We start from the raw sequence: 12,750 nt of genomic DNA on the forward strand, positions 1-12,750 counted from the left end.
CGGACCGCACGCCTTGCGTGCGGCCGGGTGCGGGAGCGCGAAAGCCCGCTCGCGAAATCAGAAGCGGATGACGGAGGCGCCCCAGGTGAAGCCGCCGCCCACACCTTCGATCAGCACGTTCTGGCCGCGCTTGATGCGGCCGTCGCGCACCGCGACGTCGAAGGCGAGCGGAATGGACGCCGCCGAGGTATTGCCATGTTCGCCCACGGTCACGACCATGCGTTCGGCGGGCAGGCCGAGCTTGCGGCAGGTGCCCTGCATGATGCGGATATTGGCCTGGTGCGGAATCAGCCAGTCGATCTGGTCGGCGCGCAGTTGCGCCTTGTCGAGCGCCTCGATCGCGACCTTTTCCAGCACGTTGACGGCGAGCTTGAACACCGCCTGGCCGTCCATGTGCAGGAACGCGTTACCCGCGATCACACCGCCGTTCACGTGGCCCGGCGTGCACAGAATGTGCGCGTAGCTGCCGTCGGCGTGCAGCGCGCTCGAGAGCACGCCCGGTTCGTTCGAGGCTTGCATGACGATCGCGCCCGCGCCGTCGCCGAACAGCACGCAGGTCGTGCGATCGTTGAAGTCGAGGATACGCGAGAACGTTTCCGCGCCGACCACGAGGGCCGTGCGGTGCTGACCGCTGCGGATCAGGCTGTCGGCCACCGAAACGGCGTACGCGAAGCCCGAGCAGACAGCCTGCACGTCGAACGCCGCGCCGTGATTGCGGATACCGAGCTTGTTCTGCAGCAGGCAGGCGGTGCTCGGGAACACGAAATCGGGCGTCGAGGTCGCGACGATGATGAGGTCGATGCTTTGCGGATCGACGTCGGCCGCGGCGATGGCGCGCTGCGAGGCGGCCAGCGCGAGATCGCTGGTGGTGACGTCGGGTGCGGCGAAATGACGGGCATGAATGCCGGTGCGGGCGACGATCCACTCGTCGCTCGTCTCGACGCCCTTGGCGGCGAGCCGGTCAGCCAGATCCTGGTTGGTAACGCGCTCCGGCGGAAGATAACTGCCCGTGCCGAGCACGCGGGAATAAAGAGTCGATTGAGCCATTATGCCTTCGAGGATGATGCGGCGGGCGGAACGCCACCCGCGGCCAGACCAGACGCGCCAGCCGGCGAATCCGCCGACGGAGCTTCCGGGGCCCCTGCCACGCCGTCGTTCTGCCCGCCCGCTGCCGTTCCGGCAGCACCAGCGGCCTGTTCGAACGAACCGGCGTTTTCTTCCATGGCGTGCGCGAGGCGCTCGAGCACGCCATTTTTGACGGCATCATACCCGCGTTTGATCGCCTGCTCAAACGCGTAGGTATCGGCGGAACCGTGGCTTTTGATGACGAGGCTCTTCAAGCCCAGCAAGGCGGCGCCGTTGTACTGGCGGTGATCGACGCGCTTCTTGAAGCGCATGAGCACCGGCAGCGCGGCAATCGCCATGAGCTTCGTGAGCCACGAGCGGCCGAACTCTTCCTTGATCATGTCGTTGAGCATCTGCGCGAGGCCCTCCGACGTCTTGAGCGCGACATTACCAACGAAACCGTCACAGACGATAACGTCGACGGTGCCCTTGTAAATGTCGTTGCCCTCCACATTGCCGCGGAAGTTCAGCGTGCTCGCGCGCAGCAGTTCGCCGGCGCGCTTGATGGTCTCGTTGCCCTTGATGACCTCTTCGCCGATGTTCAGGAGCCCGATGGTCGGACGGTCCTTCCCTTCGAGCGCGGCCACGAGCGCGTGGCCCATTTCGGCGAACTGCAGCAGATGCTGCGGTTCGCAGTCGACGTTCGCGCCAAGGTCGAGCATCATCGTGTAGCCGCGCGGATTGGGCAGCGCGAAGGCGATGGCCGGTCGTTCGATGCCGGGCAGCGTCTTGAGCACGTAGCGAGACACGGCCATCAGCGCGCCGGTGTTGCCAGCCGAGACACAAGCCTGCGCCTCGCCCTCTTTCACGCGGTTCAGCGCGACGCGCATCGACGAGTCTTTCTTCTTGCGAAGCGCGACTTCGACCGGATCGTCCATTTCGACGACCTCGGTGGCGGGAACGACGGAAAGTGCAGGGAGGTCCAGCGCCTTCAGCTTCTTGAGCTGGGCGCGGATCGCCGTCTCGAGACCAACGAGTTGCAGATGGGCGTCGGGATGCGAGCGGACGAAATGGACAGCGGCGGGCACCGTCACGGACGGGCCGTGGTCGCCTCCCATGCAATCTATCGTAAGCGTAACAGTCATGGAATGCGACGGATTTTCGGGCATAAAAAAGCGGCAGTTGAATGCCGCCTTTTTATGCCGTGCCGAGAAAATGTCAAGCGAACGGAATCGCCATGTGCGGCGCAACAAGCAGCCCCGGAGGACCGCAGCGCCGCACGCTGGAACGATTAGTCGTTCTTGGTCTTGACGACTTTCTTGCCGCGGTAGTAGCCGTTCGGGCTGATGTGGTGACGCAGATGCACTTCACCCGTGCTCGGCTCGACAGCCAGCGGCGCGCCCGTGAGGAAATCGTGCGAGCGGTGCATGCCGCGCTTCGACGGCGACTTCTTGTTTTGTTGAACTGCCATGATGAAACTCCTGAAAATTTTCCGAATTCTAACACAGCCCGATCCGGCCGCCGCCACCTTGGGGGATGGCCGGACTCCGGGACTGGGCCCACGAATTTAACTGCGCAATACTGCACGCCACCGGCGGCTCAGCTCAATGCTTGCTGCCGGGACCGTCCTTCTTGAGCGATTCGAGCGCCGCAAACGGGTTGACGCGCTCTTCCGTCTCGATTTCCTGCTCCGGCACGTCGTCGACGGAATCCACACCGTCCGCGCCATCGGCACCCGAGGCGAGACTTTCGTGAATTTCCGGACAGACTTCGTGCTTCGGCACGAGCGGCAGCGAGAGCAACAGCTCCTCTTCGATCAAGTCGACGAGATCGAACTGGCGCGAGCCTACGATCACTTCGACTTCATCGTCGTCGAGCGGAAACTCGTCCGCCTCCTCTTCCGTCTGGACGATACGGAAGATCGCATCTGCGTCGAATGCCTGCTCATAGGGAGCAAGGCAACGCTGGCACGAGAGCCACGCACTGCCGTGGACCGCGAGCCGCAGATAAGGTTGCGGCCCTTCTGTGCCGTTATCCTGCAATTCCTGCTGCGTGAAGCCGGCGGCTTGCCACGTGAACGCGGTGTCGCGATCGGGCGCCTCGGCCGGGACTTCGTTTAACATGCGCGGCAGCTGCGACAGGCGCACTACGCCTGCTGCTTCGCGCCCGCTACGCGCGAATTCGAAGATATCGAGGTCGCGTGGATTGAGCGCGCCGCTCTTGCTCGATTCCGCGCCGGCAGGCTTACCAGATTGTTCGGTCATGTGCGCTCTCCCGCTTCAGACATGCGGCCTGCAAGCGATGCAAAGAAGCAGACGCTGCCGGCCTGCGTATTTCAAACGCATTAAAAATTCTTGCACTTTTCTTGCTGCATTTTTCTTGCATTCGGCACGCCCGGGAGGCTTATCGCGCCTCGCCTTCAGCGCTGACCCTGCTTAAATTTATCGTACCCGCGGAAGGTCCACACGCGGACGTACAGATAGAGCGTACCGATGAAAAGCCCAAAATCATAACGCCTTTATCTTTGTGAGTCAAACAGTTAGGCTCACGTCCGCAAGCCTCTGTGCGGCCAGCGTTTTTCGACGGCGGGCAGCCATCCGCCCCCTCTTTTTCGGCCGCGCCGCACGGGCCGCCACCAATCTCAAGACTCGACGACCGATCATGCAGGAATCTTCCTCGCCCGTTGCGCCCGTTGCGCCCGTTGCGCCCGCCGCACCCGCTCCGCAGACGGGCCGCCCCGCGCTGATACTCGCCTCCAGCTCGCGCTACCGCCGCGAACTGCTCGAACGCCTGCGCATTCCGTTCGACACCGCCGTGCCCGATCTCGACGAAACGCCGCAACCCGGCGAAACACCCGAAGCGACCGCGCTGCGCCTCGCCGAAGCCAAGGCCCGCGCCGTGGCCGCCGCCCTGCCCGCGACCACCGGCCGCGCGCTCGTGATCGGCTCCGACCAGGTGGCGACCTTCGACGGCCACCAGATCGGCAAGCCCGGCACGCACGACCGCGCGCTCGACCAGCTGCGCAGCATGCGTGGCCGCGAAGTGTTGTTCCATAGTGCGCTCAGTCTGCTCGATACCGCTACTGGCCAAACGGATACCGTCGATATCGTGACGAAGGTGCGCTTTCGCGATCTGCCGGACGCCGCCCTCGACGCCTATCTGCGCGCCGAACAGCCCTACGACTGCGCGGGCAGCGCCAAATCCGAAGGCCTCGGCATCGCGCTGCTCGAAGCCATCGAATCCGACGACCCCACCGCCCTGATCGGCCTGCCGCTCATCGCGCTCACGCGCATGCTGCTGGCCGCGGGCTATCCGCTGCTGGAGACCCAGGCATGACCGCGAACAATACGTCGAAAGGCACGCTCTATCTGATCCCGAACACGCTCGGCGACGGCGACGAAGCCGCGCTCGCCTACGTGCTGCCCGCGCCCGTGCGCGAGCGCGCCGGCGCGCTCGCGAGCTATATCGGCGAAAACGCCAAGAGCACGCGAGCCTTCCTGAAGCGCGTCGGCACCACGCGGCCGATCCAGGAAATCGAGATCAGCGAACTGAACGTCAACACGCCCGCGGGCCAGGTCGACAAGCTGCTCGCGCCCCTGCTGAAGGGCATCGACACGGGCCTCGTGTCCGAGGCGGGCGTGCCCGCCGTGGCCGATCCGGGCGCGCTGCTGGTACGCCGCGCGCACGAGCGCGGCATCAAGGTCGTGCCGCTCGTCGGCCCGAGCTCGATCCTGCTCGCGCTGATGGCGTCGGGCCTGAACGGCCAGAGCTTCGCGTTCCACGGCTATCTGCCGGTGGACGCCAACGAGCGCATCAAGAAGCTGCGCGAACTCGAACAGACCTCGCGCAAGGCGAAGCAGACGCAGATCTTCATCGAGACGCCCTATCGCAACAAGACGCTGCTCGACGCGCTGGTCGCGACCTGCGCGCCCTCGACGCTCGTCTGCGTGGCCGCCGATCTCACGCTGCCGACCGAGACGATCCTGAGCCGCGCGATATCCGAGTGGAAAAAGCCGCCCACGCCCGATCTGCACAAGCGGCCCGCGATCTTTCTGATGCTGGCGAACTGATCCGGCACCGATCCGGGCGCTCGCACGCGCAAAAGCAAAGCGGCCGCTGCGCAATCGCCAGCGGCCGTTTTTGTTGCGATGAACGCGCCGAAGCGCTTTAACGCAACGACATCTTCGCGCCCGAAATCAGCGAATGCATCGCCGATGAACCGACGCTTGCGCCAAAGCGCTTCGCCACGCGGTCGGAAATGCTCTGCTTGACCGTGTAATCGACCACATCGGGCGCCTTGATCACCTCGCGCGCCACGTAGTCGGTGTCACCGTAACCGTCCGCGAGACCCAGCTCGACACTCTTCTGGCCGGTCCAGAACAGGCCCGAGAAGATATCCGGCGAATCCTTCAGGCGCGCGCCGCGCCCGGCCTTCACCGCGTCGATGAACTGCTGGTGGATCTGGTCGAGCATTTCCTGCGCATGCGCATCCATCTTCGGCGTATCCGGCGAGAACGGGTCGTAAAAGCCCTTGTTCTCACCCGAAGTGCGCAGGCGGCGCTCGACGCCGAGCTTGTCCATCAGGCCCGTAAAGCCGAAGCCATCCATCAGCACGCCGATCGAACCGACGATGCTCGCCTTGTTCACGTAGATCTTGTCGGCGGCCGCCGCGACGTAATAGCCGCCCGACGCGCACATGTCGCCGACCACCACGTAGAGCGGAATGGCCGGATATTTGGCGCGCAGACGATGGATTTCGTCGTTGATGATGCCGGCCTGCACGGGCGAACCGCCGGGGCTGTCGATGTGCAGGATCACGCCGGCCGTGCCGTCGTCGTCGAAGGCGCTGTCGAGCGCGCTGTTGATATCGTCGGCGTTCGCGGCGGTATCGGACGAGATCTCGCCGTCGAGCGAAACGAGCGCCGTGTGCTTGCCGGTGCCTTCCACGCGCGCGCCGGAAAAATCGAGCAGCGCCCAGGCGATCAGCAGAAAGACGGCCAGAAACGCAAAGCGGAAGAAGATTCTCCAGCGCCGCGCCGCCCGTTGCTCGACGATCGCGGCCATGGCGATGCGCTCGAGCGCGTCACGCTCCCAGCCGGTCTTGCCGGCTTCGGATTTGCCGGAGTGCATCGGGCGGTCCGGCTCGTTCTGATCAGGGGTCGGATTGTCTGACATGCGTGCGGTGAGAATCAGCGAAAAATCACAAAGGGGTCGGACTCAGATCGGCGTCCGGCAGCCAGAATACCGCACGGCCCTCGGGCGTGTCGCGTTCCTCGACGCGCACCGGGCGCAGCCTGCCGCCGCGGCACGGGCCGCCGACGCACTTGCCCGTCTCGGGTTCGTAGATCGCGCCGTGCGTGGCGCACATCAGATAGAGACCCGACGACTCGAAGAACTGCCCTTCGACCCAGTCGAGCTCCATCGGCACGTGCGCGCAGCGGTTCAGGTAGCCGTAGACCTCGCCGGCGTAGCGAACGAAAAAGACCACGGCGGGGCCGCCCGCGTAGGTCGCGTCGAGTCGCTTGCCGGCGCCGCCGTCGGCGAGTTCGTCGGCCGCGCAGACGCGCACCGCCGCGAGGCCCGCCTCGTTCGCGGGCAGGCTCATGCGTGCTCCCGCAGCCAGGCCGAGAGCGCCGGCACGTCGGCGGCGATGTATTGGGGCGCGAGCGCTTCGAGCGAACTCGACGCGTGCGCGCCATACGCCACGCCCACACCCGCCGCGCCGGCATTGGCCGCCATCTGCAGGTCGTGCGTGGTGTCGCCGATCATGACCGTGCGACCCAGATCCTGCCCCAGTTCGCGCGTCAGTTCCTGAAGCATGGCCGGATGCGGCTTCGAGAAGGTTTCGTCGGCGCAACGCGTGCCGTCGAACAGGCTCGTCAGGCGCGCGTCGGCGAGCGCACGGTTCAGGCCCACGCGGCTCTTGCCCGTCGCTACCGCGAGCAGATAGCCGGTGTCGCGCAGTTCCGTGAGCATCTCGCGCACGCCCGCGAACAGCTCAGTCTCCTGATCCTTGAGCAGATAGTGCACGCGATAACGCTCCACGAGGCGCGGATAGTCGGCGGGCGCGAGCGTGGGCGCGGCGATCTGCAACGCCTCGCGCAACCCGAGGCCGATCACGTAGCTGGCCGCCTCGTCGCCGGGCACGGGCAAGCCGAGGTCGCGGCACGCGGCCTGGATGCTGCGCGTAATGTGGGCGGTCGAGTCCATCAACGTGCCGTCCCAGTCGAACACAATCAGGTCAAATTGCTGTCGAGCCATACGGTCCTTCTCCAAACACTGTTGTTTTTTCGTCCGGCTTGTTCTCCGGCGTCATCCCCGGCGCGGCGCTGCCGCGTCATTCCGGCTGCGCGGCGGCCTGGCTCTCGCCGTCCGCGCCTTCGCGCTGCGCACGCAGTGCGTCGACGAAACTGCGCAGTTCCGGCGGCAGCGGCGCCTCGAACTGCAGCGTCTCGCCCGTGATCGGATGCGCGAGCTTGAGCCGGTGCGCGTGCAGGAACATGCGCTTGAGGCCCGGCTTCGCGCCGGTGCGCGCCAGCGCCTTGTTGAGCGCGAAGTCGCCGTACTTGGCGTCGCCGAGAATCGGCAGGCCCAGATGCGCCAGGTGCACGCGGATCTGATGGGTGCGGCCGGTCTTGAGTTCCGCTTCGAGCAGCGCGTAGTGCGGCCAGCGCTCGACGAGATTGAACACCGTGTGCGACGGCATGCCGTCGGCCTGCACGCGCACGCGGCGCTCGCCTTCCGGGGTCAGATACTTGTGCAGCGGTTCCTTGACGGCACGACGGCGGCCCCAATCGCTCGCCCAGTCGCCGTGGACGCAGGCGTAATAACGCTTGTCGGTCTTGTTATCACGCATCTGCTCGTGCAGGCCGACCAGCGCCGCGCGCTTCTTGGCCAGCATCAGCACGCCCGACGTTTCGCGGTCGAGCCGGTGCACGAGTTCGAGGAATTTGGCGTGCGGGCGCGCCTCGCGCAACTGTTCGATCACGCCGAACGCCACGCCGCTGCCGCCATGCACGGCGACGCCCGCGGGCTTGTCGATCACGAGCATGGCGTCGTCCTCGAACAGCACGGGGAACTGGCCGGGCGGCACGGGCGCCGACTCCTGCTGCGTTTTTTCGGCGATGCGGATGGGCGGCACGCGCACGAGGTCGCCGAGTTCGAGGCGGTACTGCGCATCGACCCGGCCCTTATTCACGCGCACTTCCCCGCTGCGCAAAATGCGATAGATGTGGCTTTTCGGCACGCCTTTGCAGACGCGCAGAAGAAAGTTATCGATCCGCTGACCGGCTGCGCCATCGTCGATTTCGACGATGGAAACCTGGTCGGCTGCGACCTGATTCTGGGATGTTTTGCCTAACCCTTTCATTCTGAATATAATTTGCCCAACGCTGACGCGACGGTAGGCCAAACGGCCAAAAAGTTCCAGAACCATCCGATGGATACCCAAGGAGGTTCGACCGGACCTGAACCGCGCTGCATGCGTAGGCAGCAAGCGATAAACGGTTATTTTACTTGCGCCCGGGGCAGGTTGCTCACCCCGAAAGAAGAGATGCAACGAGTTGCACGCACGGAAATCCGCACGGCAGGGACGGCGCCCACAGGCACGTTCGGTCGGCGCGGCCTCCGACGGTAACGGAACATTGGTATAAAGAATTCATCCGCGGCGTGGCGCCGCGCGGTCGAAGTGACCGCGACGCCACGCCGCGGTGGCGAAAATACGGCGAGCGCCCGAAGCGTCCCGGCAACGTGCGGGACATGGCGACGTCAAAGGTGGCGAGACACCCCGAGGGGGAAGACGGGCGTTCCTGAAGGCTTCCCATACGCGGTCCTGCTTGGATAGCCAGGCCGCGAAGCTGATCCAGCCGCAAGCGCGCGCGGTTCGCCGCTGCGGTTTGTCTTCTGTTGCGATCGTGCAAGGCGCAGTATGTCGCCGCCGCGCGCAGCAGTCGGATCGGAAGCACAGGAAATCCGTGCCGTCGCACTTCCACGGCATGTCTGGCCGCTTGTTGAAGACGTATTTCGCATGTGCCCACGCGGCCCGTCCATGGCAACACAACGCCGGACCGGACCCACAGAAGGCAATTCTCCTCCCCAACGTTCCTGCTCCAGCGTGCTTGTGACAACACAATAAGGCGCGGCTTGCCGCTGCCGGCTTTCGTTCTGCCCGTCGAAGCGTCGGGCGCCGCGAGAGCCGCGCGCAAAGCCGCACTGGAGCCGTTCAATGAAACGCATGCTGTTCAACGCGACACAGCAGGAAGAACTGCGTGTCGCCATCGTCGATGGACAGAAGCTCATCGACATCGACATCGAAACCGCCGGGCGCGAACAGCGCAAAGGCAACATCTACAAGGGCATCGTGACCCGCATCGAGCCCTCGCTCGAAGCGTGTTTCGTGAACTACGGCGAAGACCGCCACGGCTTCCTGCCGTTCAAGGAAGTCGCCCGCCAATACTTCCGCGACGGCGTGGACATGCGCGGCGCGCGTATCCAGGACGCCCTCAAGGAAGGCCAGGAACTGATCGTCCAGGTCGAAAAGGAAGAACGCGGCAACAAGGGCGCTGCCCTGACCACGTTCATCTCGCTCGCCGGCCGCTATCTGGTCCTCATGCCGAACAACCCGCGCGGCGGCGGCGTTTCGCGCCGCATCGAGGGTGACGACCGTCAGGAACTGCGCGAAACCATGGCGCAGCTGCAACTGCCGGAAGGCATGAGCATCATCGCGCGCACGGCCGGCATCGGCCGCTCCGCCGAAGAGCTCCAGTGGGACCTGAACTACCTGCTGCAACTGTGGCGCGCCATCGAAGCGGCGTCGCAGGCGGGCACGTCCGGTCAGCCCATGCTGATCTATCTGGAATCGAGCCTCGTGATCCGCGCGATCCGCGACTACTTCCAGCCCGACATCGGCGAAATCCTCATCGACACCACGGAAATCTATGACCAGGCGCGCGCCTTCATGGATATCGTGATGCCGGACAATGTCAGCAAGGTGAAGCGGTATCACGACGACGTGCCGCTTTTCTCGCGCTTCCAGATCGAACACCAGATCGAAACGGCGTATTCGCGCACGGTGCCGCTGCCCTCGGGCGGCGCGATCGTGATCGACCACACCGAAGCGCTGGTCGCCATCGACGTGAACTCGGCCCGCGCCACCAAGGGCGCCGACATCGAGGAAACCGCCGCGCGCACCAACCTCGAAGCCGCCGACGAAGTGGCTCGCCAGCTGCGTCTGCGCGACCTGGGCGGCCTGATCGTGATCGACTTCATCGACATGGAGTCGGCCAAGAGCCAGCGCGAAGTCGAGCAGCGCCTGAAGGATGCGCTGCGCCACGACCGCGCACGTGTGCAGATGGGCAAGATTTCGCGCTTCGGCCTGATGGAGCTGTCGCGCCAGCGTCTGCGCCCGGCCCTCTCGGAAGGCAGCCACGTCACCTGCCCGCGCTGTAACGGCACGGGTCATATCCGCGATACGGAATCGTCGGCGCTTCAGGTCCTGCGCATCATCCAGGAAGAAGCGATGAAGGAAAACACCGCGGCGATCCACTGCCAGGTGCCGGTCGAAGTGACCGCCTTCCTGCTGAACGAAAAACGTTCGGAAATCAACAAGATCGAGTCGCGCTTCAAGGTCGGCGTCGTGCTGATCCCGAACAAGCACCTCGAAACGCCGCACTACAAGCTCGAGCGTCTGCGTCACGACGATACGCGCCTCGACGATCCGCGCGCCTCGTGGAAGCTGGCCGAGGAAGCGGCGCGTGAGCTCGAATCGGAAACCGGCTACAGCAAGCGCAACGCCGAAGCCAAGCCGAAGCAGGAAGCCGCGGTCAAGGGCATCACGCCGGACCGTCCGGCGCCGTCCGCGCCCGTGAAGCCGGTGGAAGCCATTCCGGCGGCGGCACCCGTTGCGGCCGCACCGGCCAGCGGCGGTTTCTTCGGCTTCATCAAGCGCCTGTTCGGCGGCGCACCGGCTGCGGCTCCCGCACCGGCGCCGGCCCAGACGCAGGAAAAGGCCGCACGTCCGGCACGCGAAGGCCGTCCTGAGCGTGGCGACAAGGCCGCGTCGGGCGATCGCAACCGCAACCGCCGCACCGGTGGCCGCGACGCGGCAGGCCGTGGCGAAGGCGCCGGTGGCACGACTGGCACGCGCGGCGGTCAGCCGTCGGGCCGCCGCGAGGAACGCGAACCGCGCGAGCAACGCGAAGGCCGTGAGCCGCGCGAGGCACGTGAAGCCCGCGAACCGCGTGAACAACGCGAGCCGCGCGAAGCACGCGAAGGCCGTGGCAATCGTGAAGCGCGTGAACCGCGTGAAGCACGTGAGCCGCGCGAAGCCCGCGAGCCGCGTGAGCCGCGCGAGCAACGCGAACCGCGTGAAGCACGTGGCGAGCGCGAACAGCGCATCGAACGCGTCGAACGTGGTCAGGACCGCAGCGAAACCGGCGAAACGCCGGCACGCGGCGAGCGCCGTGAACGCGGCGAGCGTGGCGAACGCCGCCGCTCGCAGCAGAACGAGGCCGCCGAGGCGCAGGAAGCCCGTATCGAAGCCGCGGGCGTCGGTGCCGACAGCGAAACCGCAGAAGCCGCTCAAGCCGCTCTGACCGATGGCGTGAGCCAGTCGGGTGCCGATGACGATGGCGCATCGCCGCAAGGTGAAGAGCGTCGCCGCCGTCGTCGCGGCCGCCGTGGTGGCCGTCGCGAACGCGATGCGGAAGGTACGGCAATGACCGATGGCGCGTCGGAAGACGGCGCATCGGGCGAAGAAGGTGTTGACGCAGGCATCGACGCACCGGCAGCGGAACACGCCGCCGTCGAGTCGATCAAGACGGAAACGACGGTGCAGACCGTGGTGACGGAAGCTGCGGTCGTGACCGCCCTGCCGGTCGCCGCTGTCGAAGCGGTCGAACGTGTCGAAGCGAAGGCCGTGGAAGCCGCGCCGGCAGCGCCGCAAGTCGCTCCCGCGCCGGTTGAAACCGTCGCTCCGGCCGTCGTGGAAACGGCTGCGCCCGTCGCGCCGGCTGCACCGGTCGCACCGGTCGCCGTCGAACCCGCAGCACCGGCCGCTCCGGTCGAAGCTGCACCGGTTGAAGCAGCGGCTCCGGTCGTCGTGGCAGTTCCGGCAGAAACGCCGGCCCAAGCACCTGCCGTCGCCGAAGTGCCGGCACCGCGTGAAGACCGCGTCGAAGCGCCGAAGTCCGAGGAAGCTGCACCGGCTGCCGCCGCTGCGCAAGCCGAGCCGGTCGAAACGCGCGTTGCTCCGGTTGAGACCGCTCCGGTTGAGACCGCACCGGTCGAGACCGCCCGTGTCGAAACCGCGCCTGTCGCCGAGCCGGTGGCTCAGCGTCCGGTCCAGGTGACGACGGTCAGCGCCGTCGCGGCGGAATCGCTCGACACGGTGCTGGCTGGCGCCGGCCTCGTCTGGGTGAACACCGACGCTGGCAAGCTGCGCGCCTCGCAAGACGCCGCCGCGCAAGTGGTCAAGCCCGCGCGCGTGCCGCGCGAGCGCAAGCCGCTGCCGCCGGTCGACAGCACGCCGATGCAGCAAGTGGAAACCGACCGCCAGCCGTAAGGCGGCCGGCGGACCGGGTAGCGCCCGCAAGACGCGCCCGGTCCGCCTCCACCGGCACTCGCATCGCAGTGCAACAAAAGCCCGCCACCTATCGGCGGGCTTTTTTTTGATATATCAGCGTTCTC

At 66.0% G+C, this 12,750-nt stretch carries 11 protein-coding genes; 3 read left to right on the forward strand and 8 right to left on the reverse strand.

Going from position 1 to position 12,750, the window contains the following annotated elements:
• Positions 1-57 precede the first annotated feature (57 nt).
• The 4 genes from U4Y88_RS07480 to U4Y88_RS07495 all read right to left on the reverse strand — a co-directional run bounded on the left by U4Y88_RS07480 (position 58) and on the right by U4Y88_RS07495 (position 3,329).
• The gene (locus U4Y88_RS07480) at positions 58-1,047 is read right to left on the reverse strand and encodes a beta-ketoacyl-ACP synthase III (protein ID WP_224008273.1); all 990 of its coding nucleotides are present in this window, start codon (positions 1,045-1,047) and stop codon (positions 58-60) included.
• Positions 1,047-2,210 carry a phosphate acyltransferase PlsX gene (plsX, locus tag U4Y88_RS07485; protein WP_224008466.1) on the reverse strand — a complete coding sequence of 388 codons (1,164 nt, stop codon included), beginning with the start codon at positions 2,208-2,210 and terminating at the stop codon, positions 1,047-1,049. Before plsX ends, U4Y88_RS07480 begins: the two co-directional genes overlap by 1 nt.
• Positions 2,211-2,356: 146 nt before the next feature.
• Entirely contained in the window at positions 2,357-2,536 is a 180-nt protein-coding gene (rpmF, locus tag U4Y88_RS07490) for a 50S ribosomal protein L32 (RefSeq protein WP_018441573.1), read from the reverse strand.
• Between the two features lie 133 nt (positions 2,537-2,669).
• Positions 2,670-3,329, reverse strand: a complete 660-nt coding sequence (locus tag U4Y88_RS07495; protein WP_224008272.1) for a DUF177 domain-containing protein — start codon at positions 3,327-3,329, stop codon at positions 2,670-2,672.
• Positions 3,330-3,726: 397 nt separating this feature from the next.
• Between U4Y88_RS07495 and U4Y88_RS07500 the strand changes: the two genes are divergently transcribed.
• Together U4Y88_RS07500 and U4Y88_RS07505 are read left to right on the forward strand one after the other, a co-directional pair.
• Positions 3,727-4,401: a Maf-like protein gene (locus U4Y88_RS07500; RefSeq protein ID WP_321783205.1), complete on the forward strand. Its 675-nt coding sequence runs from the start codon at positions 3,727-3,729 to the stop codon at positions 4,399-4,401.
• Complete coding sequence (locus U4Y88_RS07505) at positions 4,398-5,135, forward strand: SAM-dependent methyltransferase (protein WP_321783206.1); 738 nt, start codon at positions 4,398-4,400, stop codon at positions 5,133-5,135. The genes U4Y88_RS07500 and U4Y88_RS07505 overlap by 4 nt, the downstream gene beginning before the upstream one ends.
• Positions 5,136-5,232: 97 nt before the next feature.
• Here U4Y88_RS07505 and U4Y88_RS07510 read toward each other — a convergent pair whose 3' ends face one another.
• From U4Y88_RS07510 to U4Y88_RS07525, 4 genes are all read right to left on the reverse strand, one after another.
• Complete coding sequence (locus U4Y88_RS07510) at positions 5,233-6,240, reverse strand: S49 family peptidase (RefSeq protein WP_321783207.1); 1,008 nt, start codon at positions 6,238-6,240, stop codon at positions 5,233-5,235.
• A gap of 25 nt (positions 6,241-6,265) precedes the next feature.
• Positions 6,266-6,670, reverse strand: coding sequence for a Rieske (2Fe-2S) protein (locus tag U4Y88_RS07515; protein ID WP_321783208.1), 405 nt, complete (start codon positions 6,668-6,670; stop codon positions 6,266-6,268).
• A complete protein-coding gene (locus tag U4Y88_RS07520) occupies positions 6,667-7,326 on the reverse strand; it encodes an HAD-IIIA family hydrolase (RefSeq protein ID WP_224008262.1) in 660 nt (219 codons plus the stop codon). The genes U4Y88_RS07515 and U4Y88_RS07520 overlap by 4 nt, the downstream gene beginning before the upstream one ends.
• Positions 7,327-7,402: 76 nt before the next feature.
• A complete protein-coding gene (locus U4Y88_RS07525; protein WP_224008463.1) occupies positions 7,403-8,434 on the reverse strand; it encodes an RluA family pseudouridine synthase in 1,032 nt (343 codons plus the stop codon).
• A gap of 855 nt (positions 8,435-9,289) precedes the next feature.
• On the opposite strand from U4Y88_RS07525, the gene U4Y88_RS07530 reads away from it, so the two are divergent.
• Positions 9,290-12,625, forward strand: coding sequence for an Rne/Rng family ribonuclease (locus U4Y88_RS07530; protein WP_321783209.1), 3,336 nt, complete (start codon positions 9,290-9,292; stop codon positions 12,623-12,625).
• The last annotated feature ends 125 nt before the right edge of the window (positions 12,626-12,750 follow it).

The sequence above is a fragment of the Paraburkholderia sp. J94 genome, from assembly GCF_905220285.1.
GTDB lineage: Bacteria > Pseudomonadota > Gammaproteobacteria > Burkholderiales > Burkholderiaceae > Paraburkholderia > Paraburkholderia tropica_A.

Excerpts from the sequence above, each read along its gene's own strand:
- U4Y88_RS07480 (WP_224008273.1), bottom strand. The coding sequence starts at position 1,047 with ATGGCTCAATCGACTCTTTATTCCCGCGTGCTCGGCACGGGCAGTTAT.
- plsX (WP_224008466.1), bottom strand. The coding sequence starts at position 2,210 with ATGACTGTTACGCTTACGATAGATTGCATGGGAGGCGACCACGGCCCG.
- rpmF (WP_018441573.1), bottom strand. The coding sequence starts at position 2,536 with ATGGCAGTTCAACAAAACAAGAAGTCGCCGTCGAAGCGCGGCATGCAC.
- U4Y88_RS07495 (WP_224008272.1), bottom strand. The coding sequence starts at position 3,329 with ATGACCGAACAATCTGGTAAGCCTGCCGGCGCGGAATCGAGCAAGAGC.
- U4Y88_RS07500 (WP_321783205.1), top strand. The coding sequence starts at position 3,727 with ATGCAGGAATCTTCCTCGCCCGTTGCGCCCGTTGCGCCCGTTGCGCCC.
- U4Y88_RS07505 (WP_321783206.1), top strand. The coding sequence starts at position 4,398 with ATGACCGCGAACAATACGTCGAAAGGCACGCTCTATCTGATCCCGAAC.
- U4Y88_RS07510 (WP_321783207.1), bottom strand. The coding sequence starts at position 6,240 with ATGTCAGACAATCCGACCCCTGATCAGAACGAGCCGGACCGCCCGATG.
- U4Y88_RS07515 (WP_321783208.1), bottom strand. The coding sequence starts at position 6,670 with ATGAGCCTGCCCGCGAACGAGGCGGGCCTCGCGGCGGTGCGCGTCTGC.
- U4Y88_RS07520 (WP_224008262.1), bottom strand. The coding sequence starts at position 7,326 with ATGGCTCGACAGCAATTTGACCTGATTGTGTTCGACTGGGACGGCACG.
- U4Y88_RS07525 (WP_224008463.1), bottom strand. The coding sequence starts at position 8,434 with ATGAAAGGGTTAGGCAAAACATCCCAGAATCAGGTCGCAGCCGACCAG.
- U4Y88_RS07530 (WP_321783209.1), top strand. The coding sequence starts at position 9,290 with ATGAAACGCATGCTGTTCAACGCGACACAGCAGGAAGAACTGCGTGTC.